The organism is Nostoc edaphicum CCNP1411 (assembly GCF_014023275.1).
Classification (GTDB): domain Bacteria; phylum Cyanobacteriota; class Cyanobacteriia; order Cyanobacteriales; family Nostocaceae; genus Nostoc; species Nostoc edaphicum_A.
Genome location: NZ_CP054698.1, coordinates 1,005,533 through 1,032,017 on the forward strand (window position 1 = coordinate 1,005,533; position 26,485 = coordinate 1,032,017).

Consider the following 26,485-nt stretch of genomic DNA (forward strand, 5'->3'; position numbering starts at 1 on the left):
AGGTTACTCACCTTGTAGGGTGATTATAGTAACTTCTGGGCGGCAAAATAAGCGTCCTGGGAGGTAAGTTCCCAAACCACGATTGACATATAACTGATTTTTTCCTAGCTGATGAAAACCCTGTGCCCATTCCCAATGGCTGACTACAGAAACATTTACTTCCAAAAATGGGAATCGACGCCGCACTTTTTTGGGTATTTTTTCTACAAGTTTTTCGTAAAACAACGCCACAGGGCCAATTCCGGGAATCACGATTTGACCACCGTGAGTATGACCGGATAATTGTAAATCGACTCGCCATGCTTGTAATATCTCCGCAGTATCGGGGTTGTGCGATAAAACGATGCAGGGTGTGTCGGGGTTTAGCTGGTTCATAACTGGTGCGGGGTGAAATTCCTGTGACCAACTATCCGCAAGTCCAACGAGTGGCAATTCTTTTCCTAGTGGATAGGCAATTTCATTCCAAAGGACGTGAATTCCAATGCTAGTTAACGCCTGTGTAACTTCTGTTTTTGCGTGTTTGTAATGTATATCATGATTGCCAAGAACAGCATAGATACCACTGCGACTTTGCAGATGTTTGAGTCGAAGTACCAGTTGGTGAATCGGCGTCGGATCGTCAGTTACGTAGTCACCAGTTAATAGAATCAAGTCTGGTTCAGCTTCGTTAGTAACTGCGATCGCTTTTTCTAGCATATCTTCCGACAGCCGCAAACCATCGTAGTGAAAATCTGACAACTGCACCAACTTCTTACCTTGTAACGATGTAGGTAACCCTCCAATGTTAACCGTCAATTCTTCCGTACTCAACGGCCCAGATAACAACCAGTGCATAAGATGTTCAATAAACTTTAATCATAGCGCTTACAGCTTAACTAAACATCGTCGGTTTGTGTGCAGCGACCAGTGCAACTTATTGAAAATTTTATGAAACCTGTAGATTTTAACGTATTTATACTTCGTGAAAACCACAAATAAATTTACTACTAAATTTATTTTGTAAAAAAAATACTACTTAATATTTAGATATTAGAGTTAATATGCGTAGGTGCAGCCCATCATACCCCTATGAGGAAGCAAGCTACGCATAACGTCTGGCAGAGAAGATATCACTTTCCAGATTCCTGTATAATTTTGAATGCGAAGTCTAACAACAAGCTCGAAAACAGAGTCTCTTCGGTTTTGCGCTATCGGTCTACGCACCTGTAATTTACTACTGTAAACGCCAAATTTGTTTCAGTCGATCAATTAGTTGTTCTTGCCGTTTATTGATAACTTCAGGTGTCCATTCCTTTTCCATCAGCACTTGTGTAGTTAGCGCAAAATTTGAAACACCTGTTTTCGTCGTGAAATACTTCTGCTTTTTCAGTTCAAAATCATAGTTCTGGGCTTGACTATTTTTATAGGAAGAGAGCAAAACTAAATTTCCTATACGATTAACATATTGATCACGTTCTTCCTGAGTGACAAACCAATTTTCCCACACACTATTAGAAATGGGATTTTGCGGAAGCACATGCTCAATAGTAATGTTATGGAAGTGATACGAAGCTTTTCCTTCCGACAATGCAGTATCTAAACGAATTAAAACATAAAGTCGAATTTTCTTCATTAAATAAAGGTCATCATTTAGTATTTTGAGAATATATTGCTTTTCTTCCATTTTCAATTGCAGCGGTGAATGAGATGCGTACAAATCTTCTCCAATCTCGATAGCATACAACAACTTGCTGTAACGTTCTATGCGTTCATTAATATTAGCCCGTTGAATCATTAAGCCTGAAGCGAGGCGATCTAAATCTGTGAAAAACCTCACTAACAATTCAGGGTTGCTGTAATTACGAGCAAGGTAAAAAATAGCTGGAGGTATCCAGTCAGAATTATCAATAAGCTGTAACCATCTAAAAAATTGGTTTACTTTTTCAGCTAAAATATCACTGTGATAAGCTTGATTATTAATTTCATAAAAAGCCTCACCGAAAGGAATTAGTATTTTATCAATTAACTGCTGAGGATCATGGATTGGTTTAATATCATTTAAGAATTCCTTAAGTATACTTTCACGGGGCTTGGATTTGACGTTAATCATTCTGATGTGAGAGAATAAGCTTTTGAACAGAAGTGTTGAACGGTAAGAAAAATCCGATAAAAATAGCCCAAAATATGGTATTTTTGGGCGAAGGCTTAAACTATATTAGTTTGATTGTGATTATAAATTCATTTCCCAAAATTGTCAAAGATATCTTGAAAAGCCTGCCAAAAAATGATTATCCAGTATTGAATAGTCGTCTATTCTTTGAGTGCTGGCTATCCTATGCTCTGGATAATAGCTTAACAAGTATGCGAGATTTATTTAAGAGATTAAACAATACAGGATTTGAGGTAGATATTTCTACTTTTTTCTAAAGCAAATTTACATCGAAGCCAAAAACAATTTCAAGGAATTTACCAAAAATTAAATGAATTAGTACAGAAGAAAATTCACAAAAAATTACACGATAAATATGCTATTTGTCCTATTGATTCAACAATTATTACCCTGACAAGTAAATTGTTATGGGTTTTGGGTCATCATCAAGTCAAACTTTTTAGTTCTTTGAATTTAGCTACAGGTAGCCCAGAAGATAACTTGATCAATTTTGGACATGATCATGATTATAAATTTGGTTCCAAGATGATGTCTAGTCTCCCAACTAATGCTGTAGGGGTAATGGATAGAGGCTTTGCGGGATTAAAATTCATTCAAGAATTGGTACAAGAAAACAAATATTTTGTTTTGCGGATTAAAAACAATTTCGTTACTAGAATTTGAGGATGCAACTGGATTAGTCAAAGTAGGTGCATCTGATGAGGCTATTGCCTATAGAGTCATTAATTTTTGTGATTTAGAAACGAAAACTGAGTTCCGCTTAGTGACTAATTTACCAAAGTCGGGAGATGCAGCTGTTAATGATGATGAAATTAGGGATATTTATCGATTACGTTGGGGAGTTGAACTCTTGTGGAAGTTTTTTAAAGATGCACTTAAAACTTGACAAATTAATTACCAAAAACGTCAACGGTATCACCATACAAATTTACGTTAGTTTAATAGCTTATCTGATTTTACAGCTTTTATCTATTCCCGCACAATGGGGACATACACTATTAGATAAATTCCGCTATTTGCAATCTTGTATGTGTCAGAAAATCAGCTATGTTCATTGGTTTGAGGAGATGATGTTATGTTGACTAATTTAGCCTTTTTAGAGTTAGTGTAACTATTTATGTAAAGTTTTGTATCAGCATTCAACATTTCTGGCTTTTGAATATATCACGTCCCAGTTTCTCTTCTAGCTCTTCCCATTTTGTAGTATATTTATCCTGGTGTTCAAGAGGAATCTTACCGATAATTTCAGCTTTCAATATATCAGCATGAGACAAATCCATTCCTCGATTATTAATTACAGAAAATATTCGATATGCAGAGTCAATATCTGGAGTAGAAACTATTACTAAAAAACATCGTTTAATTATGAATTGAGTTAGGCGTAGAAGCTGATTATTAGTAAATAGCTGTAAGCGCTTTACAAATAATAATGTATTTTCTTTTATGTTTTTATGACTATCTGATAGTTTGGCACTATGTAAGTTTTTAAGTTTCTCAATTCCACCTTCATCCTGAATATATTCTTTAAAAAACTGTGCATCTCGCTCACGCAAATTCAAACGGTAAACGTTATCATCAGGATCAAAATCATCTTTTTCGTAAAGATATCTTGTTAATATATGTATGTGTTCTTTAGAAACGCATGTCCGTAAAGCAGCTAGCAGTATAGTAAGTGTAGTCAAACGCTGTTGACCATCCACAACTTGGGCATCTCGTTTATCTCCTTTTATGAGTACAATATTTCCTAAGAAATATGGATTTATCTCATCAATTTTATCGTCACTGTCTCCTAAAGCAGTAATTAAATCTTCAAGCAGTTCTCCAGCTTGTTCGGTTGTCCACGCATAGGGACGCTGATATAGAGGAATGGTGAAGACAAAATCATTGCTAAATACTTTAGAGATAGGATAATCAGTAGCTTGAATTTTAACCGCGCTCATATATACCTTCTTTAGTCGTGTAGTAGACTGCACTTTACTAAAGTTAGTTTTCCCATTAAAAACAGCAATATTTCATGGCTTTGTAATATTGGTCAGTTTTTTATGGATTGGGAAAAAGAAGCAATTGTCAAGGACAACAGAAAAATCTACACTTAGCGATCGCTAATCTTCCTACCTGTCGAATTTTTAGCAATATCCGTGTTGAAAATGAAGGCTTTACTAACTTGTAAACACTCTCTAAGCTGCAACATAGCCTATTAGTGGGTACTGAAGACGCGATAAATCGCCGTCTCTACAAGTGTTTTGGTCTTATCTGAACTGTAGTAGCCTATTAGCTAGCGATAATTTTGATTATTTTATTACAATCAAAAAAAATAACGCCTACCTGTAATTACGGAGACGCTATTTTTTTAATTTAATTCACAGTTAAAAATAGTTAAATGAATTTGCGAAATCTTTCTCATTGATTTACCGCAATTTTACTTTTATACAGCACTGCGGTTGGTTAGTAAATTCCACAAGAAAACTGCGACAATTGCACCAAGAACTGCTACCGCAATGCCTGGAATGCTAAGACTAGGAGCTGCAAGAGCTAAGGTTCCCGTACTGAAGAATACACCTAAACTACCGCCAACAAAAGCACCGATGATTCCTAACACAATTGTTCCTAGAATTCCACCGCCTTGATGACCAGGATATATAGCTTTTGCGATCGCACCAGCAATTAGACCTAAAACAATCCAAGCAAGAATATTCATTGTTGTTAATTTTGGTAAACGTTTTTGACTTACAAATATATATTAACTATCTTCATCCATGACTCAATCTACCATCAGAATTAATTATTAATATCCATAAGGAATAGTTTAATTACTACTAAGCTTTTGGGACATGACCCAATTGAGATAGATAATCAATTAAAAAAAAGCTCCTAGTAGGTCTTTAACTAGGGGCTTATCAAACTATTGCTTGGTAATTGCAGTATACGCATTTTTAATTAGCTCTCTCCTCTACTAGAAGAATTAAGCTAAGTTTTTAGAGCCTGTCTCTAAAGTAATGTAAAGGAGGCAAAATCAGGCACACACGATTAGAAAAGCTAATGCATCAACCTGTATTGTGAATAAAGTAGCCCTTTACAAATAACTCCTCATTCACCTAAAACAAAGCAGGCTTCATCTCTGTATTTTTTGAAATCGCACTAGTAGCTATTAAGACACTGGAATCTCTATGACAAATTCTGTTCCTTCGCCAAGCATAGAATTGCAACTCAACCGCCCATTATGGGTTTCTTCGACAATTTGACGAGCGATCGCTAATCCTAATCCTGTTCCTTTTCCAACCTCTTTAGTTGTAAACAGGTGGTCAAAGATCCGTGCTCTAATCTCCTCTGGCATCCCTTGACCGTTATCTTTGATGCGAATTGTTACCGTGCCCTCGTCACTAGATACTTCAGTGTGAATCAGTATTTGCTGATGATTGGCTTGCGCTTGGGTAAAAGAAAGCCCCTCGTAGGAAGTATCTAAGGCATCAATGGCGTTAGCAAGGATGTTCATAAATACTTGATTTAGCTGTCCTAAAAAACACTTAACTGGTGGTAATTTTCCGTATTCAGTAATAACTTCGATCGCTGGACGTTTTTCGTTAGCTTTGAGGCGATACTTCAAAATCAACAGGGTACTCTCAATCCCTTCATGGAGATTACAAGCAACTTTTTCGGCTGTATCGGCTCTGGAGAAGGTGCGGAGACTGGTACTAATGTCTTTAATTCGTTCCGAAGCCACCTTCATCGAACTTACTAACTTTGGTAAGTCTTCAATCAAAAATTCTAGATCAATTTTTTCGCCATGCTCAATGACTGCGATCGCTGGAGAAGGATGATATTGTTTAAACAATTGGATATGGGCGAGTAAGTCTTGAGTATACTCTTCGGCATTGTGGAGGCTGCCTTCGAGAAATCCAATGGGATTATTAATTTCATGTGCCACCCCAGCAACTAAATTGCCCAAGGTTGCCATTTTTTCGTTTTGCACCATTTGTAGTTGGGTATGCTCAAGTTCTTGTAGCGATCGCTCTAGTTGATAGGCATAATTCTGAGATTCTTGATAAAGACGGGCATTTTCTAGAGAGATGGCGGCTTGGGAACATAGCAATTGGATGACTTCAGTGCGATCGCTCGTAAATGCACCAATTGTCAGCGGATTTTCTAGATATAGCAGCCCGATGATTTTACCCTGGTTTAATATCGGCGTACACAACACACTCTTAGGTTGTTGCCGAATGAAATATGGATCGGCGATAAAATCAGTTTCTGCTGTTGCATCATCCAGCACAACAGTTTTTAAGCTGTGTTTGACAAAGTTTACTAGTGTAATCGGAATGCCTTCGCTAATTGATAATGGTACAGATAGTAGGGTGACTCCTTCATTGATGGTGGCTACAGCTTCAACTATTAAGTTGTCCTGTTGGAGTACAAGTAGGGCAGCTTTTTGTGCCCCGGCATTTTCCATTATCACTTGTAAGAAGATAGTGAGTAATTGCTCTAATTGAATTTGACTGGAGAGAGCTTGTGAGGCTTTAAAGATGGTGGCCAAATCGAGGGCTTCAGAAATACTGCTACTAGAAAGATTTGTGTGAATGGTTTGATGTGGGAATGATGATGTATCGATGGTTGATCTCAGTTGCAAGGGATTAAGCTGCTCTTGTAAAATGGGAAGCAGGAGTTGGGGATAGCGTTTTTCTAAGTCCTCAGTTTTGGCTTTAGCACCCCAACGGGCGTAGCAGTAATAAGCTTCTTGCATGTAAGTTTGGGCGATTTTTTCTTTGCCCCATTCGAGGTATAACTTGGCAGCCAACTCATTGCTCAAGCCTTCTTCTTGGATATATCCGTTTTCTTTAGCAAGAGTTATGGCGCGATCGTACAGTTCCATTGCTTTGTTTTTTTGTTGCAAAATCCGATGCCGTTCTGCTTCAACTAAGTAAAACTTGTGTTGATGATTCATTGGGGCATGATGCGCCCATTTTTTCAACTTTTTTTGATGGGATGTTACTTTCTTAAGAATCTGTTTTTTCTGGGCAGTTGTTGCTGTTTGATAGAGAATTAATTGGGTTAGCGCCTCATAAAAATAAACTATTGGTACAACTGCCGCCGATGTTACCCCATCTAAATAGGTCATTGCATGAATTGCGGCTTCAGATGCTCCGGTATAATTTTCAAACAGGTAGCAAAGTATGAGTTCATTGGCATAGCTAAAACTCAATCCAGTGCGATCGCCTGCTTGCTGTTGTAAAGGGCGAATAGTTTGTGCATCATAAACATCACCTGATAAGTAATTAGGATTAGTAGACTGTCCCAACAAATTCAAGATGGCTTGACGAAATGAATTAATATATGTCTGAGGTTTTTCTTGTTTAAAATGGCTGTAGACTTCAGCATAGTCACCCATCTGTTTTTCTAACTCAGCCAATTCCTGCCCCATCAAGTATCCATGAAAACTACAGCTATAGCTAGACCAAGCTGCATATTCAATATCTCCTGTTTCTAAACCTACTTGATAGGCTTCAGTTAACGGTGCGATTGTGTCTTTAAGGGGTTGATGCCAGTGATTAATAAATGTTTGAACAATGAAGAAGGTTCTAGCTTTTAATTCTTTACTATGAAATTTTTCGAGGACTTGCAATGCTAATTGACCAAATTCATAACCTGTCTCAATATTTCCCAGAATGCCACACTCAATTAATCCATACCAGGCATAGCCAAATGCAGATGCAGCAGCATTGCCGTACTGCATCGATAAATTGACTTCGCTCAAAATTATTTGTGGCAATAAATCTGGACGAGCAATATAAGCCGTTGAATTCGTACTAGCTAGAATTCGGATTGCTGCCAGTTGTTTGTCCCCCGTCATGTCAGCTAAATCAATTAAACTTAAAGGAGATTTACCTAAAAATCTTAATTTGGTTTTAGCTAAACTTAATAAATTTTGCGTTTGATTCGCTTGATGAGATAGTTTTACGCCTAAGAGATTTAGCAGTGCGATCGCAGTCCGAATTGAATCATCAAAACGACTCTGAGCTAAATAAGATTGGATTTGAATCTCAATCGATTTAACCCGATCTAGTAAAGTTTTAGCATGGTGTTGCACTTGCTTAACAAACTCTTCTACCTGGTCAAATTGACCCATGAGATAGGCTGCTGAAGCAGCTTCTTCATATAATGCTAATGTGAGTGAATACTGTTGTTGCCAGCTATCTGTTCTCAATAGCTGAATACCACAATTAATATATTCGATCGTATTAGTATAAGCCGTGGATAGTTTGGCTTTTTGACCAGCTAGCAAATTTAACTGTGCTAATTTATCTCTGTCAGACTGTCTAGTGATTAGCTTTACACCAATATTCAACTGATTAACAATCTCAAAAATTCTCTCTTCCTGCTTTTTAATAGGTATTTTGCTTAATAGCAGTTGACCAATTTGCAGATGGATGGATTGTTTTTTATCCTCTGGAATTAATGCATAAGCTGCTTGTTGAACGCGATCGTGTAAAAATTTATAGTTTACAGTTAGCGAACTGTGTACTAAATCCTGTGTTTCTCGCCCGACATAAAATTTGTAAACTTCACTTTGTGGCAGAATTAATCCCTCTTGTAGTGCTTTCCAGAGGGATGTTGCGGTTTCAGTCTCGGAATTTTCAGAAACAATCGCCAATGTTGCTAAGTCAAATTGATTACCAATACAAGCCGCTAATTTCAAAATATTCTGTGTTGATGCTGGCAATTTTCGCAACTGTAATACCATAAAATCAACCACGTCGTCTGTCAGAGCTAACGCCTTTAACTGAGCAATATCACATTGCCAACTTCCGGTTTCTAAATCAAATTTAATTAGCTGGTCTTCATGCAAAGCTTTGAAAAACTGTGTACTAAAAAATGGATTGCCCTTGGTTTTTTGATATACCAGCTGTGTTAAAGATTGTGTGTTTTGTAGTGAACATTTTAGGGTATCAGCAACCAGTTGATTTAAACTTGCTTCACTCAGAGTAGCTAATGTAACTTTGTTAATAGTAGCATTAGCTTTAGCAATCTCATCTAATGTCAACATTAATGGATGAGCAGCAGACACTTCATTATCTCGATAAGCTCCAATTAATAACAAATATCCTTCCTTGGACTCATTCATTAGTAACTGGATCAACTTCATTGATGCTGAATCTGCCCACTGCATATCATCTAAAAAAATGACTAGGGGATGTTCTTTGGTAGTGAATACTTTAACAAACCTTTGTAATAACAAATTAAACCGATTCTGTGCTGCACTTGATGACAGTTGCGTTGCAGATGGTTGTTGACCAATAATTTGTTCTAGTTCTGGAATTACCTCAAGAATGACTTGCCCATTTTCACCCAGTGCTTGTAAAATCTTATTTTTCCAAGTTGACAAATGGGCATCACTTTCACTCAGCAATTGCCTCATTAAGTCTCGAAACGCCTGGACAAAAGCAAAGAAGGGGATATTACGATTAAATTGGTCAAATTTGCCTTTAATGAAGTAGCCTCTTTGCCGGACAATGGGTTTGTGAACCTCATTAACAATTGCAGTTTTACCAATACCAGAAAAACCAGCCACCAGCATTAGTTCAGTTTGGTTGTTGGTAACACGGTCAAAGGCTTTTAGCAGAGTTTCAACTTCATGCTCACGACCATAGAGTTTTTCTGGGATAATAAAGCGATCGCACACATCACGTTGAGCAATTGGGAAACTTGCAATTTTCCCCGTCTCCTTGAGTTGAGCCAAACAATTTTCTAAATCATATTTCAGCCCAAATGCACTCTGATATCGGTCTTCGGCATTTTTAGCCATCAGTTTCATCACAATGTCTGACAACACTTGCGGAATCTCTTTCCTATTCCCTGTCCCCTCTCCCCTCTCCCCTAAAACTGGTGGAAGCTTGGCAATATGACAATGTACCAATTCCATCGGATCTTGCGATTGAAATGGTAATTCCCCTGATAGTAACTCGTAAAAAGTTACACCCAAAGAATAAAAATCAGTCCGGTAGTCAATCCCCCGATTCATCCTTCCAGTTTGCTCTGGAGACACATAGCCGAGTGTCCCTTCTAGCACATTAGGACTCATCAGGATTTGAGTTTCCCGTGGCAGCAGAGATGCAATACTAAAGTCAATTAACTTAACTTCTTTAGTTTCTGGATTAATTAAAACATTGGCGGGTTTAATATCTTTGTGAATGATCCGATGACGAATTAGAATATCTAATGCATTACACAGAGCGATCGCAATTCGTAAAAACTCCATCAGAGATTCTACCCTTCCCCTCACTCCCCATTCCTTCAAGGAAATTCCCCCAAAGTCTTCCATCACTAGCGCATAGCCATTGTGATAGGGTTCCAGGCTATAGGTTTGGATGATTCCAGGTAGATTCAAATTTTTAGCAATGGTGAACTGATTGCGAAACTGTACCAATTCGCTGAAACTGGGATAAGCAGTTTTCATCAGCTTAATCACCACAGATTTTTGGTCAGTTTCTCGATTAGCGCGATAAACTAAGGTTCTAGAACCATTGTAGAGTTCTTCGCTAACGTGATATCCGGGAATGCTGACCATAGGGCTTAATCTTTGAGACCTCAGTATTTAGGTTTCCCAAAAACATGGCAATACTTACAGATGACGTCTTCTCCGCAAGACATTTCGCCAACGCGCAGCCTCTTGCAGAGAAGACGAGACCCTTGATATCTACGTTTCCATCAAACCCTCTCCAACCCTGTGGCAAAATTTATTAGAGTCCTTCCATAGTTAGTTTGCCCCGCATGACCGTAACCATTCCCAATCTTCCCAGTCTCTACGACCCTTTTTCCACTGAAGCCAAGTGGCAAAAATTCTGGGAAGACAACCAAGTTTACAAAGCTGACCCCAACAAAGGCGGCGAACCTTACTGTATCGTCATTCCACCGCCGAATGTCACCGGCAGTTTGCACATGGGACACGCATTTGAAAGTGCGTTGATTGATACTCTTGTGCGCTACCACCGGATGCGGGGGCGCAATACCCTGTGGCTACCCGGAACTGACCACGCCAGCATTGCTGTGCATAGTATGCTGGAAAAGCAACTCAAGACAGAGGGTAAAACTCGCTACGAATTGGGGCGTGAGAAGTTCCTAGAACGCGCTTGGCAATGGAAAGCGGAGTCTGAGGGAACGATTCTGAATCAGCTACGACGCTTGGGTGTCTCGGTGGACTGGTCACGGGAAAGGTTTACCTTGGATGAGGGTTTATCTAAAGCTGTTGTCGAGGCATTTACTCGTCTTTACGAGGAAGGCTTAATTTATCGTGGTGAATATTTAGTTAACTGGTGTCCAGCTTCTCAGTCGGCTGTGTCTGATGTAGAAGTAGAAAATCAAGAGGTGAATGGCAATCTCTGGCACTTCCGCTATCCTCTCACCGATGGTTCCGGTTTTGTCGAGGTGGCGACAACTAGACCAGAAACGATGCTGGGCGATACGGCTGTAGCAGTTAATCCCAATGACGATCGCTACAAACATCTCATCGGCAAAACTCTAACTCTGCCCATTCTACAACGAGAGATTCCCATTATTGGCGATGAATTTGTTGATCCCACTTTCGGCACGGGTTGCGTAAAGGTGACTCCCGCCCATGACCCGAACGATTTTGATATGGGTAAGCGTCACAATCTGCCGTTAATCAACATTATGAACAAAGACGGCACTCTCAACGCCAATGCTGGGGAGTTTCAAGGACAAGACCGCTTTGTTGCTAGAAAAAATGTGGTTTCTCGCCTAGAAGCAGATGGCTTTTTGGTGAAGATTGAAGATTATAAGCATACCGTTCCCTACAGCGATCGCGGTAAAGTACCCATTGAACCCCTCCTCTCAACTCAATGGTTCGTCAAAATTCGCCCCTTAGCTGACAACACTCTCGAATTCCTTGACCAGCAAACTTCTCCAGAGTTTGTCCCCCAACGCTGGACTAAGGTCTATCGTGATTGGCTAGTAAAACTCAAAGATTGGTGTATCTCTCGCCAATTATGGTGGGGACACCAAATTCCGGCTTGGTACGCTATCAGTGAAACGGATGGACAAATTACCGATAACACGCCCTTTGTCGTAGCGAAATCGGAAGCTGAAGCTTGGGAAAAAGCTAAATTGCAATTTGGTGAAAATGTCAATTTAGAACAAGACCCAGATGTTCTAGATACTTGGTTTTCTTCTGGACTTTGGCCGTTTTCAACTTTGGGCTGGCCGGAACAAACTCAAGATTTAGCAACTTACTACCCGACTACTACTTTGGTGACAGGCTTTGACATCATCTTTTTCTGGGTAGCCAGAATGACCATGATGGCTGGGCATTTTACGCAGCAAATGCCTTTCCAAACGGTTTACATCCACGGCTTGGTGCTGGATGAAAAAGGTCAGAAGATGTCAAAGACCAAAGGTAATGGCATTGATCCGTTGTTATTAATTGACAAATATGGTACTGATGCGCTGCGGTATACCTTAATTAGGGAAGTGGCTGGCGCGGGTCAAGATATCCGCTTAGAATACGATCGCAAAAAGGATGAATCGGCATCAGTTGAGGCATCCCGCAACTTTGCAAACAAGTTGTGGAATGCTGCCCGATTTGTGATGATGAATTTGGATGGACAAACGCCGCAACAATTGGGGAACCCAGTAGCCACAGAATTGAGCGATCGCTGGATTATCTCGCGGTATCATCAAGTTATCAAACAAACCACCAATTACATTGATAATTACGGTTTAGGGGAAGCAGCAAAAGGACTCTACGAATTCATCTGGGGTGATTTCTGCGATCAGTATATTGAACTGGTGAAATCCAGATTGCAAGCAGATGCCGACCCAGCATCGCGCCGGGTAGCACAGCAAACCCTCGGCTACATACTAGAAGGGATTATGAAACTGCTTCATCCCTTCATGCCGCATATTACCGAGGAAATTTGGCAAACTCTTACCCAACAACCAGCAGATTCACCGCAAACTTTACCATTACAAATCTATCCCCAGATAGATGCAAACTTGATTGATTCAGCTTTGGAAGAACAGTTTGAATTGCTGATTGCTACTATCCGTACAATTCGGAATTTGCGGGCTGAAGCGGATATTAAACCAGGAGTCAAAGTAACAGCGAATTTGCAAACTGAAAGCAAAAAAGAGCGGGAAATCCTTACTGCAGGACAGTCTTATATTAAAGATTTGGCTAAGGTTGAAACTTTAAGCATTACTGACAAACAAGAAAACCAAACTGTTGCTCCCAAAAAACCTCAAAGGGGTTTGAAGACAATTGGCTTAATTATTGTGGCTATTATCTTTGGTAGATTGGGTTTAGCTGTTGGGTATGCCATTGATGACATTCCCATTGTCGGAACTTTCTTTGAACTAGTTGGTTTTGGTTACACAGCTTGGTTTATTAGCCAAAATTTACTAACTGCTCAAGCGAGACTTAGGTTATGGGGACGCTTTTTCCCGCAGAGAGAATTAGAACAACCACAAGAACCAGAAAATGCGATCGCAGGTGTAATTGGTACAATACAAGTGCTAATTCCTCTCAGCGGTGTGGTAGATATTGAAGTTGTGCGTGCCAAGTTAGAAAAAAGCTTGAGTAAAGCTGAAGCAGAAGTTCAGTCGCTGAATATCAGATTAAACAATCCTAGTTTTGTAGATAGAGCTAGAGCCGACGTGGTACAGGGGGCGCGGGATGCTTTGGCAGAAGCACAAAAGCAAGCAGAAATTTTGCGCGAGCGTTTGAAGGGATTGTCGTAGCGATCGCCAACGTGGCTTAGGATAACTGTAATGGGTAATGGAATGTACAATAATTCCCAATTACCCATTACGAATGAACAAAATCAAAATATCAATATCTGGCACTTATTTTTTATTAATTTTTTATTAATTTTGAATTTTTAATTTTGAATTGTGGAGCGAAGCGACCCTCATGCTATATCTAGCCCAGGTGCGTAAAAACGATTTTTTAGACCAGCACCAGTTACGCTTATTGGCGCGTCAAGAAGCTGATAACTTGTGGGCGATAATTCCTGAAGAGGCTTTCATTCTGTTGGGAAAGGGAAAGATCATGAGTGAGAACTTGCTTGTTTTAGTGGAACTTTCCCCTACAGGCGATATTGAAAGAATAGAAGACGCCACCAACTGGGTACTCCATCTGGTACAAAGCTACCTTACCATCGGCATTACCCCAGAATTTTTGCAGCATGAAGCCGAGCGAGCAGAACATTGGCGACAATCCTTGACATTGCAAAACCAAGACTTAGCAAGGCGTTCATTGGAATTGGAAGCCAGACGTGAACAAATTCAAGCCTTAGAAGAAAGCCTCAAACGCGAGAAAAATGGTTATTCCCAAGAGGAAAGTTAAAAGTTTGTAGTTGTGTTACCTATAAAGCAATACAGTTCAGAATGAGCAACAAAACACTTGTAGAGACGGCGATTTATCGCGTCTATAAAACCCAAAATTGTTGCTAGTAGCCTTTAACCCAAGCGTATTGGCCTATAAAGCCACAGTAACCACAAGCATGTAGAGACACGAAATTTCGCGCCTCTACGTAGTTCAATACTAGTTTAATTGTCTTAGCTTTCGTTAGGCAATCACAGTAATATTTGCACTAGTAAGCGCTACCTGATTCGAGAACTGAGCTATTTGAACTTGTGCTGTACCACCAACCCCATCTTTATCAAAGAATAGGTTACCCGTAGTTTGATTGTAGATAAAGCGATCGCTTGCGGTTGTCGCAATAGTACCAAGTCGGAACAAGCCAGAATCAAGTACAGTATTCTGAGATTGACTCAGTCCGAATTCTGCCTTGGAAACAAAGATAGTATCATCTCCAACAGTAAAATCAGTAATAGTATCATAGCCACCAGTGCGGGTATCAGTCAGATATAAGCTATCTTGCCCAGTTCCACCAGTTAGCGTATCTCGACCAATTCCACCGGTGAGTTCGTCGTCACCTGCACCTCCATCCAAGATATCATTGCCTGAGTTACCGAAGAGGCGATCGTTGCCACCTTCTCCGCTTAAAATGTTAGCGCCACTATTTCCCGTAAGGATATTATTAAGGCTGTTACCAGTACCATTGATGACCTTGGTTCCAGTCAGGGTCAAGTTCTCCAGGTTATTTCCCAACACCCAACTCACCGAAGAATTGACTAAATCTGTGCCAGCATTTGAGCCTTCGACAATAATATCGCTGAGGTTGTCAACAGTGTAGATGTCATTGCCTGCTCCACCAACAAGACTGTCAATCCCTGCACCCCCATCCAAAATATCATCACCTGCACCGCTCAACAAAGTGTCATTGCCTGAGCCACCAAAGAGGCTATCATTGCCACCTTCTCCGCTCAAGATGTTAGCGCCACCATTTCCCGTAAGGATATTATCAAGGCTGTTACCAGTACCATTGATTACCTTACTACCAGTCAGGGTTAAATTCTCCAGGTTATCTCCCAACACCCAACTCACAGCAGAGTTGACTAAATCTATGCCTACACTGGCGGCTTCAAAAATAACATCGCTGAGGTTGTCTACAGTGTAAATGTCATCACCATCTCCACCAACAAGACTGTCAATCCCCGCACCTCCATCCAAGGTGTCATTGCCTGCACCGCCCAACAAAGTGTCATTGCCTGTACCACCAATCAGGCTGTCGTTACCATCTCCTCCACTCAAGTTGTTAGCGCCAGTATTTCCTATGAGGATATTATTAAGACTGTTACCAGTACCGTTGATTGCCGAGCTTCCAGTCAGTGTCAAGTTCTCTAGGTTATCTACTAACACCCAACTCACCGAAGACTTAACTAAATCTGTGCCTGCATTTAAGCCTTCAACAATAACATCGTTTAGGTTGTCTACAGTGTAAATGTCATTGCCTGCTCCACCATCAAGACTGTCAATTCCTGCACCTCCATCCAAGGTGTCATTACCTGCACCGCCCAACAAGGTATCATTGCCTGAGCTACCAAAGAGGCTGTCGTTACCATCTCCTCCGCTCAAGTTGTTAGCGCCAGTATTTCCTATGAGGATGTTATTAAGGTTGTTACCAGTACCATTGATTGCCGAGCTTCCAGTCAGGGTCAACTTTTCCAGGTTATTTCCCAACACCCAACTTACTGAAGAATTGACTAAATCTGTGCCTGCATTTAAGCCTTCAACAATAATATCGTTCAGGTTATCTACAGTGTAAATGTCGTTGCCTGCTCCACCAACAAGACTATCAGATCCCAAACCTCCATTCAAGGTGTCATTACCTGTACCTCCATCCAAGGTGTCATTGCCTGAATCACCAAAGAGGCTGTCGTTACCATCTCCTCCGCTCAAGGTGTTAGCAGCAGTATTCCCTATAAGAATGTTCTTAAGGCTGTTACCAGTACCATCGATTGCGACGGTTCCGGTCAGGGTCAAGTTCTCCAGGTTATTTCCCAATACCCAACTTACTGAAGATTTAACTAAATCTGTGCCTGCACTGGCGGCTTCAGTAATAATGTCACCGATGCTGTCCACTATATAAGTGTCATTGCCTTTACCACCAAGGAGACTGTCATCTCCTGTACCACCATCTAAGAAATCATTTCCATCGCCGCCATCGAGAGTGTCGTTATCACCTAGTCCGTTGAGGGTGTCGTTGCCCTGCAACCCTGAGATGATATCCATGATCCCTGTACCAGTCAGGTTATCTGCACCTAAAGTGCCATTAATGGGAGGCGTGACTTCATTAATGGTCAAGTTGACGGTAGCAGTGCTACTGCCTCCTTGCCCATCACTTATGGTGTAAGTGAAGTTGTCGGAGCCATAATAGTTTTCAAAGGGCGTATAAGTGTAAGTACCGTTGTTGTTGTTAACTAAGCTTCCTTGGCTAGGTTCAGTGAAGCCAGTAATGGTCAATACGTCACTAACATCGACATCTGTATCATTGCTCAACAGAGTACTAGCGCTAATGATAATGGGTGTGTTTTTGTTTGTGGTGATGCTGTCGTTAACACCAACGGGCACATCGTTAACTGCCGTAATATTAATATTTCGGGTAACAGCAGTACTATTAGCAGTTCCATCATTGACGACAAAACTGACGGTACGAGGCGTAGTACTAGGGTTATCACTGCTGTTGGTATAAGTAATAGAACGCAGTGCAGTTTGATAGTTAGCAACAGTGGCACTGCCAGTTAAGGTTAAGACGCCTGTGCTACTGTTGTAGTTGCCCATGATTCCATCTTGCTCGCTGAAGGCGAGGATGTCTTGAGCAGAGACGAAACCACTGGTAATGCTGACAGTGGCACTGGAAAGGTTGGAGGAGTCTACATCGCTGATGGTGATGCCTGAGTCGATGGCTGTAGTGGCGTTCTCAGTGTATGCCAGGACAGAGTTGCTGGCAGTAGCAACGGGCGCATTATTCACCACTGTAATATTAATATTGCGGGTAACGGCGCTACTATTAGCAGTCCCATCATTAACCACAAAGCTGACGGTACGAGGTGTAGTACTGGGGTTGTCGCTGCTGTTGGTATAAGTAACAGAACGCAGCACGGTTTGATAATTAGCAACGCTGGAACTGCCAGTTAAGGTTAAAACGCCTGTGCTGCTGTTGTAGTTGCCCATAATCCCATTCTGGCTGGTGAAGGCGAGGATGTCTTCAGCAGAAGCAAAACCACTGGTAATACTGACAGTGGCACTGGAAAGGTTGGGTGAGTCTGCATCGCTGAGGGTGATGCCTGAGTCGATGGTTGTAGTGGCGTTCTCAGTGTATGTCAGGGCAGAGTTGCTAGCAGTAGTAATAGGTATATCGTTAACTGCCGTAATATTAATATTCCGGGTAACGGCAGTACTATTAGCAGTCCCATCATTGACGACAAAGCTGACGGTACGAGGTGTAGTACTGGGGTTATCACTGCTGTTGTTATAAGTAATAGAACGCAGTACAGTTTGATACTTAGCAACGGTGGCATTGCCGATTAAGGTTAAGACACCTGTGCTACTGTCGTAGCTGCCCGTAATCCCATTTTGGTCGCTGAAGGCGAGGGTGTCTTGAGTAGAGGCGAAACCACTGGTAATGCTGATAGTGGCACTAGCTAGGTTGGGGGAGTCTGCATCGCTGAGGGTGATGCCTGAGTCAATGGCTGTAATGGCGTTCTCGATGTATACCAAGTCAGAGGCCGAACCAGAAGTGATAGTCGGGGGAACCCCACTGTTTTTGTATAGTTGGGCATATATGCCATCGCCAGACCCATCTTGATTAGTGCTTTGCCAGGAAATGACAAAGTTATCATCTTGAGCGATCGCTATTGTGGGGTTAGATTGATAGTTAGGGGTGAAGGTATTGACTTGGAATTCGACCCCTTGAGCTACCCCGGCACTGTTGTAGCGTCGGGCATATATCCCATCATAAGATGTGTCCTGACCATAGCTAGACCAGGAAATAACAAAGTCCCCAGTTGTATCCATTGCTACTACTGGGTTTTTTTGATCGTTGCTGTTGTAAGTATTGACTTGGAATTCGCCCCCTTGAGCTACCCCGGAACTGTTGTAGCGTTGAGCATATATTCCATTGCCAGACCCGTCTTGATTAAGGCTTTGCCAGGAAATAACAAAGTCCCCATCTGAATCCATCGCTACTGTGGGATTCGATTGTGATCTGTTGGTGGTGTTATTGACTTTAAATTCGTTCCCTTGAGCTACCCCAGCACTGTTGTAGCGTTGGGCATATATCCCATAGTAAGACCCATCCTGATAATAGCTTTGCCAGGAAATGACAAAGTCCCCATCTGCATCCATCGCTACTACGGGGTTCTTTTGCTGATCAGCGTTCTCAGTATTGACTTTAAATTCACTCCCTTGAGCCACCCCAGCACTGTTGTAGCGTTGGGCATATATCCCATAGCCAGAACCGTCTTGATTCAGGCTTTGCCAGGAAATGACAAAGTCCCCATCTGAATCCATTGCTAATGTGGGGTTACTTTGATCACTGGTGTTCTCAGTATTAACTTTAAATTCGCTCCCTTGAGCCACCCCAGCACTGTTGTAGCGTTGGGCATATATCCCATAGCCAGAACCGTCTTGATTCAGGCTTTGCCAGGAAATGACAAAGTCCCCGTCTGCATCCATCGCTACTGTGGGGTTCTTTTGGTCGTTGGTAGTGGAGGTATTAACTTGAAATTCGCTCCCTTGAGCTACCCCAAAACTGTTGTAGCGTTGAGCATATATTCCATAGCCAGACCCGTCCTGACCAAAGCTTTGCCAGGAGATAACAAAATCCCCATCTGCATCAATTGCCACTGTGGAGTTATTTTGATTACTAGCGTTCTCAGTATTGACTTGGAATTCAGCCATGAAAAACCTCTGAAAAAAACTAAAAATTTGATTTCAACAATTACGGTCTGATTAAACAGATTCCTTAGTCATTAGGAATCACCGCACTTGGTCGCAAATAGTTCAACACTGGTGCAGTAAATGCTTGGCGGATTTCTTTTCGTTCCTAATTCCAAACCATCGCTAACCCATTCAGGTGGCACTGATCTTCTGATACTAATTGGGAAATAAATTTGGGATGCCAGCGTGGTACAAAGCTGAAGTCTGGACTCAAGGCAGAAAAAGTGGGTGTTGACAATCCACAGCCCTTCTCTGCCAAATTCCAGGTCGTGAATGTTGAGGTTGCCTGTGAAGTATGCCATCCGTGGCAAACTAACACTGTAAAATTAATGAGACAGACCACTAAGTGTGCCATCATTGTCAAAAAACAAACCTTTCCTAGGAAAGCAATCCAAAGGAATCGCCCCCTGATGAAAGTTCGCACAGCTATAAAGCTGCACTATATTTAACTTTGTAAACATTTTGAACTTAGTTTTTTATAATGTCCTAATGCTAAGTCTTATTTAATAGACTACTGTCATAATAAAGACTATTTCTTTAAAATAAATCTGTATATATACTGAATATAAAGCTTGGTTAAAACTTCAAGAATTTGAAGCCTAGATTAGCAGCTTTTGTTTGTTATAGCCACAAAGCCCATTGTTAGGCTTGAGCAAGTGCGTAGGCAAGCCCATCGTAGACATCGCCAATCGCTGTATTAAATATTGAAGCAATATACGTGTAAATGCGATTCCTTTGCTCAAAATTAGTAGAGTAAAAGTAGCAAGACTGACACCAGTCGCCAAGCGACGCCCAAAATTCCTGCTAAAAAAGGATTATAAAAATAAAATTATTATTTGACCTGATATTATCCAAAAAAGCTTTTTTGGGTGTGCCATTTGAAGTCTACAGCGGAGGTAGGATGAGACAAAAAGAATATGGTATGACAATATGGTTCACTGGTTTAAGTGGTGCAGGTAAAACTACTATCTGTCAATTCGTAGAGAAGGAACTGCGGATACAGGGATATAGAGTTGAAGTTCTGGATGGCGACGCGGTACGTCAAAACTTATGCAAAGGGTTGGGTTTCAGTAAAGAGGATCGAGAAGAGAATATTCGGCGCATTGGCTTTGTAGCTAGCCTTCTGGCCAGAAATAATGTAATTGTATTGGTTTCAGCCATTTCTCCCTACCGCAAAATTCGGGAAGAAGTGCGCCAAAGTATTCCATCTTTCATTGAAGTGTACGTCAATGCATCATTAGAAGTTTGTGAACAGCGAGATGTGAAAGGGTTATATAAAAAAGCTAGATCCGGGCAAATTAAGCACTTCACTGGTATTGATGATCCTTATGAAATACCATTCAGTCCTGAAGTCGAATGCAAAACTAACCAAGAAAGCATTGCTGAAAGTGCAACTAAGGTTTTAGAAAAGCTGGAAGAGTTGGGTTATACAACTGCTAAAGTGAATAATTTATGAGTTAAAGAAAGTTTTTAACTCATAACTTCTACTACGTTATCAATAATTGCCGAATTAACCTGGCTACTGCTTTTTGCGTGAAGCGGCTAGCAATTTGTTGACCCAAACGCTGTACATCTGAATTTACCAATAACTGGGCAATTTGGGACGCTAGTTGCACTGGGTCAAAGCCTCTTGTTTCTTGAAGAATGCCCAATATACGTTTGATATGCTGCAACGTTTGTTGTTGCTCAACTGTAGCCGCTGGAGTTTCATTAACTGCTGTCAATCCTACTCGTTCCCGCAACAGGGAGGTAAAGTTATGCAAAACATTTTTACCTAAAGCGTCGAGTCCGTTGACAGATTCATCTACTAGTTTGTCACGAATAAAAGCACCGCGTTCAGATGACAAAAATTCTATCCCCTGATTCAGCACTAAATTAAAGTCGTAGTCTTGACTATTGCGCGCATTTTTTAATAAGTTTTCTAAGCGATTCCAGCGAAATCTGCCATCTTTAAATAGCAAATCTTGCAATGATGCTCTTAATTGCGGTGCTGGGTCGGTTAACAGGCGTTTAGAAACGTAGGGATAAGCTTCGCTGAGGACTTTAAAGTTCGGATCTATAAATATTGCAATACCTTCCAGTGTCACGAGGGAGCGAATAATTAAAGCGTAGTAGGGTGGTACGCGGAAAGGATATTCATACATCAAAGCAGATAGTTCATCGGTGATGCTTTTAATATTAAGATCGGCAACACTGGCTCCTTCGGCATCAGCAAAGACTCTGGCAAAAGCTGGGATAATTGGTGTTAAATCGGTTTCTGGTGATAAGAAATCTAACTTAACGTAGTCTTTTGCTAATCCTTCAAAGTCGCGGTTGACGACGTGGACGATCGCTTCAATTAATCCATAACGCTGTGGTGGCTTAATCTCGCTCATCATTCCAAAGTCGAGATAAGCCAATTTGCCATCTGGTGTTGCTAATAAATTACCAGGGTGGGGATCTGCATGGAAAAATCCGTGTTCTAGCAACTGGCGCAGGGAACACTGCACACCCACTTCAATTAGATAACGAGCATCTATACCTTGGGCGCTAATTTCTGCTGTCTGGGTTAATTTGGTGCCGTTAATCCACTCCATCGTCAAGACGCGACGATTGGTGTATTCCCAGTAAATTTCCGGTACGTATATGTCTTTTATATGACCATATAGCTCGAAAAATCGTTCGGCATTTTCGCCCTCATGGATGTAGTCCATCTCTTCAAAGATGCGATCGCCTAATTCATCAAGAATCCCAACTAAGTCACTTCTTACCCGTTTGACCTTTTTCTGCACCCAAGCAGCGAGGTTACGCAAGATATACAAGTCAATGGTGATCCCCTCTCTTAAGTCAGGGCGTTGAACTTTAACAGCGACTTCTTCACCAGTTTTTAGCTTACCTTTATAAACTTGCCCCAACGAAGCCGCAGCAATTGGTTGGGCTGAGAGTTCGGCGTAAACCTCTTCTGGAGGTGCACCTAGTTCTTCTGTGATAAACTGGTAGGCAATTTCGTTGGGAAAAGGCGGTAATTGGTCTTGTAGCCTAGTTAATTCTTCTAGGTATACAGGAGGAACTAGATCCGGTCTGGTGGACAAAGCTTGTCCAATTTTGATGTAAGCAGGCCCCAGTTGCGTCAGTAATTCTCGTAACTGAGTGGCTCGGCGGCGATCATTTTTGACGACAATTCCCCGTTTACTATCCGACCACAACCCAAAAGCAAAAGATAGGGTCGGCCCCAACACGGCGAAAATCCGCCGTACAACTTGCACTTTTCTATTTTGGTAATGCGCCGCTATGCCTACGGGATCGTAAAGCGTCTCCGGTTGAGCAGTTGTCCTGAGCTTTTGAGCAGCTAAGAGGGATGGTGATGTCTGCGATGGGCTACGCCTACGCACTACCAAGCCTTGTGTACCATTTTCTTCTGGCACTATATCTATAACGTCCAGTTCGCCTCGGCGATTTGTGCCGTTGCGACTGTCCTCCTGAATCAGTTGGGAACTAGGGGGAAGTGTCTTAACAATCATGAAGAAGGCTACCAGTTCAGAACGATCACATTAAGTATTGTAACAATATGTTTAGAAATTGGGAATTGGGAATGGAGCATTGGGCATTGGTTATTTCTTCCTTATTTCCTCCTGCTCATAGTACTAATAGGTCTGCTACACTTAAACGGGCATACTAGTTCAATAGTAGTAGGTATTGCTAGTTGCTGAAAAACCATACTTATTGTCTTGTAAGTTAGAAGTATCTGGCATCTGCCCTCATGGAGAATTTGGCTTGATGTTGCTCTGCCTGAGAATCGAAAACTTTGCCTTAATAGACCAACTGGAATTGGAATTTGGCGCGGGACTAAATGTGTTGACAGGTGAAACCGGCGCTGGAAAATCGATTATCTTGGATGCCATTGATGCCGCTTTAGGAGGTAAAGTTTCTAGTCGAGTCATTCGTACAGGAACAAGTCGGGCGATGGTGGAAGCGACTTTCACCTCAAACGCCCCTCTAGCGGCTTGGTTGACCGAACAAGAAATAGATTTACTTGATGAAAATTCCGTAGTCATTAGCCGAGAAATCACAGCCACTGCTAGTAATATCCGCAGTCGATCGCGGGTGAATGGTGTGTTGGTAAATCGGCAGATTATGGGAGGAATGCGCGATCGCTTGGTGGAAATTACAGCCCAAGGTCAAACGGTACAAGTAGGACAATCTGCCCAAGTCCGGGACTGGTTGGATTTATATGGCGGCGACTCTCTAATGCAGCAACGTCATAAAGTTGCCACGAGCTTTAGTACTTACCAACAGGCGCATTTAGCACTAGAAAAACGCCGAACATCAGAACGGGAAAGGTTGCAACAACTCGACTTACTGACTTATCAAGTGCAGGAATTGGGAGCAGCCAATCTCAGTGAACCTAATGAATTGGAACAGTTGGGACAAGAACGGGAACGCCTAAATCATGTCGTCGATTTGCAACAGATGAGTTACAAAGTTTATCAGGCTTTGTATCAAAACGATCATGAAACTCCCGCCGCAGGTGATTTATTGGGAGACAGTGAGGCGATATTAAATGACATGGTGGAATACGATACCCAACTACAACATCTGTTGGAATTGGTGCGGGACGCGCAAGCTGCGGTAATGGAAGTGGGAAGGCAAATTAATGCTTATGGGGATGGTTTGGAAGCCGATCCGCAGCGGTTGGAAGAGGTGGAAGAACGGATTCAGGAATTAAAGCAAATTTGCCGCAAGTATGGGCCGACACTTACAGAAGCGATCGCTTATTACCAACGTATCCAAGGGGAATTGGCCCAACTTAACGACAGCGAACAATCTATTGAAAACTTAGAACAGCAAGAAAAGGCTTTTTTTGAAAAACTTACCCAAGCAAGTAATCAGTTAACTCAACTGCGGAGTAAGGCGGCTGCTAATTTAGAATCACGTTTGATAGCTGAACTCAAGCCCCTAGCGATGGAAAAGGTGAAGTTTCTGGTTGAAATATTACCAGCTTTCCCAACTGCGATGGGAGCAGATAAAATTACCTTTACATTTAGTTCCAACCCTGGAGAACCACTGCAACCTTTAACGGAAGTTGCCTCTGGCGGGGAAATGAGCCGCTTTTTACTGGCGCTGAAAGCTTGTTTTTCTCAGGTTGATGTGGCTGGAACGATGGTTTTTGATGAAATTGATGTCGGGGTTTCGGGAAGGGTAGCCCAAGCGATCGCAGAAAAATTACACCAGCTAAGTCAACGCAACCAAGTATTGTGTGTTACCCACCAGCCTTTAGTTGCGGCAATGGCTGATCGGCATTTCCGCGTAGATAAGCAAACGATTAATCCAGGTAAGGGTAAAAAAGCCAACAATGTAAATGCTGAACAGCGTACTGTTGTCAGAGTTACTACTTTGGATAATTTAAATACTCGCCGGGAAGAATTAGCGCAGTTAGCTGGTGGTAAATCTGCAAGTGACGCGATCGCTTTTGCAGAATCTCTGTTATTACAAGCTGCGAACCACCGTCGCGGTGAGCATACTTGACCAAATGATTCGTAATTCGTAATTAATGGTACAGAGCAACTCGATAAGTTTAGGCGGCTAATTCTGAAAGGCGTAAACCAGCGATATTTTCACAGGAAAAAGTCTCTTTACCTATCCATCGGCGGCAGATTAGCTCTATTATCTGGCCTGCCCAGTTGCGGAAAAACCATTGGGACAAGGAACCATCTTCTTGAGGAGTCATAGACAAAGGAACAAAGCCTTTCTTTTGCCACACTTCTGCTGCTGCATAGATATCATCAACAAGAATGGCAACGTGATGGACTGTATTAAAACCTTGCTTGTGGAATAAGCTAGCAATCTGTTCATCTGGTGCGTTAGGTGCAAGTAGCACCAAAATCATGCCTGACGGCATTAAAGCTGAGAGAAAGTACATACTAGCATCTTCGGGCAATAAGCTTTGCTCTGGACAAAAATCATCAGGCCATTTTCCTGGCCCTTCCGTAATTTTGGCATCATGCTTGATTAGAGTCGTAGCGTACTCTGCGAGAGTTTCTGAACTAGGAAACAACAGTACATAGTGATCTACGACAACTGGTTCACCAAATATATCTATGCAAAAGGATGAGTTTAAAAATTCTGGGGTCTTGCACTCTTCTTTATACAAGAGTAATCCGTCAGTTTCAACAAAAGGAGACTCTTTACTCATCGAAGTCTCAGCTAAGTTAAAACCTTTTGCAGCTTCTGCTGGAAGATTATTGCTCATAATGCTCACCTATAAAAATGATCTAGTATTCAACATTAAGGCTCAGAAGCAGGGCTTATGTCTACATCATAACTAATACCAATTTGCTATGAAGATTCACTGAATTATTAAACCTAGATGTGCAATCCCAAATCCTCCGAAGGCTGGGTCGATGACTGAAGCTATTGCGACCCCACGAACAGCACCAGCAGTCCAATAGTAAAAGCCGATAGTCTCGAAACTTAAAAGCTGCAAAAGGATCGGCTGTGTAAACTCAGAGTTATGGGGATTTTAGTTCCGTTTTCTCGAAGACATTTTTTAGTAGAGTTAAGCCTTCTTCAATGTTGGAAATTTGTTCTTCTGTAAGACCTTTCAGCAAGTCGGTAATGTGAGCGCGAGTTTGATCTTGGGATTGCTTCAGATGATGCCTTCCATCTTCAGTTAAATTGAGCAACACCCGCCGCCGCTCTTGAGGATGAGCAATCCGTTTCACGAAGTCGCGTTGTACTAAGCGTTCTATGGTTGCTGATGCCGTGGCAGAGGTGACGCCTAAATGCTCTGCTAAGTCAGATAATGAAGCACCAGGATTGCGATTAATAAATGCTAGCGATCGCAATTGAGGTATAGATAAAAAAGCGGCACTATGGGCACGCATATCCGCTCGGATAAACCGCATCACTAATGGAACTGTCTCCATTACTCTAGCGGCACATTCTTCGGAAGTTGCACCTTGATTAGGTTTATCCAAGGTCATGGGCTTGTTGTTCTCCTG

General features: G+C 41.6%; 14 protein-coding genes and 1 pseudogene. 5 read left to right on the forward strand and 10 right to left on the reverse strand.

The annotated features are described in order from the left end of the window. Positions 1–3: 3 nt before the first annotated feature. Together HUN01_RS06975 and HUN01_RS06980 are read right to left on the reverse strand one after the other, a co-directional pair. The gene (locus tag HUN01_RS06975; RefSeq protein WP_181930666.1) at positions 4–834 is read right to left on the reverse strand and encodes a metallophosphoesterase; all 831 of its coding nucleotides are present in this window, start codon (positions 832–834) and stop codon (positions 4–6) included. Positions 835–1,213: 379 nt separating this feature from the next. Continuing rightward, complete coding sequence (locus tag HUN01_RS06980) at positions 1,214–2,089, reverse strand: HNH endonuclease family protein (RefSeq protein ID WP_238846045.1); 876 nt, start codon at positions 2,087–2,089, stop codon at positions 1,214–1,216. A 116-nt stretch (positions 2,090–2,205) separates the two neighbouring features. Here HUN01_RS06980 and HUN01_RS06985 point away from each other — a divergent pair. Next, positions 2,206–3,231, forward strand: a pseudogene (locus HUN01_RS06985) (IS4 family transposase). Positions 3,232–3,288: 57 nt separating this feature from the next. On the opposite strand, the gene HUN01_RS06990 reads toward HUN01_RS06985, so the two are convergent. The 3 genes from HUN01_RS06990 to HUN01_RS07000 form a co-directional block, all read right to left on the reverse strand. Further along, positions 3,289–4,089 carry a DUF262 domain-containing protein gene (locus HUN01_RS06990; protein WP_238846047.1) on the reverse strand — a complete coding sequence of 267 codons (801 nt, stop codon included), beginning with the start codon at positions 4,087–4,089 and terminating at the stop codon, positions 3,289–3,291. Positions 4,090–4,574: 485 nt separating this feature from the next. Next, positions 4,575–4,847, reverse strand: coding sequence for a GlsB/YeaQ/YmgE family stress response membrane protein (locus tag HUN01_RS06995; protein ID WP_069071700.1), 273 nt, complete (start codon positions 4,845–4,847; stop codon positions 4,575–4,577). A gap of 450 nt (positions 4,848–5,297) precedes the next feature. Next, positions 5,298–10,709 carry a trifunctional serine/threonine-protein kinase/ATP-binding protein/sensor histidine kinase gene (locus HUN01_RS07000; protein WP_181930667.1) on the reverse strand — a complete coding sequence of 1,804 codons (5,412 nt, stop codon included), beginning with the start codon at positions 10,707–10,709 and terminating at the stop codon, positions 5,298–5,300. A gap of 203 nt (positions 10,710–10,912) precedes the next feature. Here HUN01_RS07000 and HUN01_RS07005 point away from each other — a divergent pair, with 203 nt between their 5' ends. Together HUN01_RS07005 and HUN01_RS07010 are read left to right on the forward strand one after the other, a co-directional pair. Continuing rightward, positions 10,913–13,897 (forward strand): valine--tRNA ligase, encoded by a 2,985-nt coding sequence (locus tag HUN01_RS07005; protein ID WP_181930668.1) that lies wholly within the window; start codon positions 10,913–10,915, stop codon positions 13,895–13,897. 172 nt (positions 13,898–14,069) lie between these two features. After that, complete coding sequence (locus HUN01_RS07010; RefSeq protein WP_181930669.1) at positions 14,070–14,504, forward strand: hypothetical protein; 435 nt, start codon at positions 14,070–14,072, stop codon at positions 14,502–14,504. Between the two features lie 222 nt (positions 14,505–14,726). On the opposite strand, the gene HUN01_RS07015 is transcribed toward HUN01_RS07010, so the two are convergent. Both HUN01_RS07015 and HUN01_RS07020 read right to left on the reverse strand, forming a co-directional pair. After that, entirely contained in the window at positions 14,727–19,466 is a 4,740-nt protein-coding gene (locus tag HUN01_RS07015) for a beta strand repeat-containing protein (protein ID WP_181930670.1), read from the reverse strand. A 145-nt stretch (positions 19,467–19,611) separates the two neighbouring features. After that, positions 19,612–19,863: a DUF4915 domain-containing protein gene (locus HUN01_RS07020; protein ID WP_203219524.1), complete on the reverse strand. Its 252-nt coding sequence runs from the start codon at positions 19,861–19,863 to the stop codon at positions 19,612–19,614. Between the two features lie 543 nt (positions 19,864–20,406). Here HUN01_RS07020 and cysC point away from each other — a divergent pair. Continuing rightward, positions 20,407–20,961 (forward strand): adenylyl-sulfate kinase, encoded by a 555-nt coding sequence (gene cysC / locus HUN01_RS07025; protein ID WP_181930671.1) that lies wholly within the window; start codon positions 20,407–20,409, stop codon positions 20,959–20,961. Positions 20,962–20,992: 31 nt separating this feature from the next. Here the strand turns inward: cysC and HUN01_RS07030 are convergent, their stop codons facing one another. Beyond that, positions 20,993–23,005 carry an ABC1 kinase family protein gene (locus HUN01_RS07030; RefSeq protein ID WP_181930672.1) on the reverse strand — a complete coding sequence of 671 codons (2,013 nt, stop codon included), beginning with the start codon at positions 23,003–23,005 and terminating at the stop codon, positions 20,993–20,995. A gap of 256 nt (positions 23,006–23,261) precedes the next feature. On the opposite strand from HUN01_RS07030, the gene recN reads away from it, so the two are divergent. After that, positions 23,262–25,010, forward strand: a complete 1,749-nt coding sequence (gene recN, locus HUN01_RS07035; RefSeq protein ID WP_181932596.1) for a DNA repair protein RecN — start codon at positions 23,262–23,264, stop codon at positions 25,008–25,010. Between the two features lie 49 nt (positions 25,011–25,059). Here recN and HUN01_RS07040 read toward each other — a convergent pair whose 3' ends face one another. Both HUN01_RS07040 and HUN01_RS07045 read right to left on the reverse strand, forming a co-directional pair. Further along, the gene (locus HUN01_RS07040; RefSeq protein ID WP_181930673.1) at positions 25,060–25,734 is read right to left on the reverse strand and encodes a VOC family protein; all 675 of its coding nucleotides are present in this window, start codon (positions 25,732–25,734) and stop codon (positions 25,060–25,062) included. 259 nt (positions 25,735–25,993) lie between these two features. Then, positions 25,994–26,467, reverse strand: a complete 474-nt coding sequence (locus HUN01_RS07045; RefSeq protein ID WP_181930674.1) for a MarR family winged helix-turn-helix transcriptional regulator — start codon at positions 26,465–26,467, stop codon at positions 25,994–25,996. Between the last annotated feature and the right edge of the window lie 18 nt (positions 26,468–26,485).

Bases quoted from the DNA above. Each gene is read 5' to 3' on its own strand.
- HUN01_RS06975 (WP_181930666.1), bottom strand. From the start codon at position 834: ATGCACTGGTTGTTATCTGGGCCGTTGAGTACGGAAGAATTGACGGTT.
- HUN01_RS06980 (WP_238846045.1), bottom strand. From the start codon at position 2,089: ATGATTAACGTCAAATCCAAGCCCCGTGAAAGTATACTTAAGGAATTC.
- HUN01_RS06990 (WP_238846047.1), bottom strand. From the start codon at position 4,089: ATGAGCGCGGTTAAAATTCAAGCTACTGATTATCCTATCTCTAAAGTA.
- HUN01_RS06995 (WP_069071700.1), bottom strand. From the start codon at position 4,847: ATGAATATTCTTGCTTGGATTGTTTTAGGTCTAATTGCTGGTGCGATC.
- HUN01_RS07000 (WP_181930667.1), bottom strand. From the start codon at position 10,709: ATGGTCAGCATTCCCGGATATCACGTTAGCGAAGAACTCTACAATGGT.
- HUN01_RS07005 (WP_181930668.1), top strand. From the start codon at position 10,913: ATGACCGTAACCATTCCCAATCTTCCCAGTCTCTACGACCCTTTTTCC.
- HUN01_RS07010 (WP_181930669.1), top strand. From the start codon at position 14,070: ATGCTATATCTAGCCCAGGTGCGTAAAAACGATTTTTTAGACCAGCAC.
- HUN01_RS07015 (WP_181930670.1), bottom strand. From the start codon at position 19,466: ATGGCTGAATTCCAAGTCAATACTGAGAACGCTAGTAATCAAAATAAC.
- HUN01_RS07020 (WP_203219524.1), bottom strand. From the start codon at position 19,863: ATGATGGCACACTTAGTGGTCTGTCTCATTAATTTTACAGTGTTAGTT.
- cysC (WP_181930671.1), top strand. From the start codon at position 20,407: ATGAGACAAAAAGAATATGGTATGACAATATGGTTCACTGGTTTAAGT.
- HUN01_RS07030 (WP_181930672.1), bottom strand. From the start codon at position 23,005: ATGATTGTTAAGACACTTCCCCCTAGTTCCCAACTGATTCAGGAGGAC.
- recN (WP_181932596.1), top strand. From the start codon at position 23,262: ATGTTGCTCTGCCTGAGAATCGAAAACTTTGCCTTAATAGACCAACTG.
- HUN01_RS07040 (WP_181930673.1), bottom strand. From the start codon at position 25,734: ATGAGCAATAATCTTCCAGCAGAAGCTGCAAAAGGTTTTAACTTAGCT.
- HUN01_RS07045 (WP_181930674.1), bottom strand. From the start codon at position 26,467: ATGACCTTGGATAAACCTAATCAAGGTGCAACTTCCGAAGAATGTGCC.